The organism is Tamlana crocina, from assembly GCF_012037625.1.
In genome coordinates this window covers 1-282 of the sequence record NZ_JAAVJS010000872.1, presented here as the reverse complement: position 1 = coordinate 282, position 282 = coordinate 1, and the positions used below count along the sequence as shown (strand labels likewise).

The 282-nt window shown below is 37.9% G+C and carries 1 protein-coding gene; it reads left to right on the top strand.

From position 1 onward, the window contains the following. Positions 1-282: TraG/VirB4 family ATPase (locus HC176_RS19340; RefSeq protein ID WP_483414768.1), on the top strand; the 282-nt coding region annotated here is incomplete at both ends.

Below are 282 nucleotides of genomic sequence, written 5' to 3'. Positions count from 1 at the left end.
ATGGCCTGTACAGTTTCCTTTTTGAGATTAGCGAGGACCAGACCTATAAAATTGAAGATAAAAGATTGATTGTTTTTGAGCTTGATGAAGTAAAGGATAACAAGGAAGTTCTTTCAGTAATGCTTAAGCTGATTAAATCCGCTATCCAACGAACCATTTGGAAAAATCGTGCCGAGAAAGGAATTATCCTTTTTGATGAATTTGCGAAGCAGTTGAAATTTGAGAACGTACTGGAAAGCGTGGAATTCTACTATCAGGCAATTCGGAAACAGAACGGGGCAA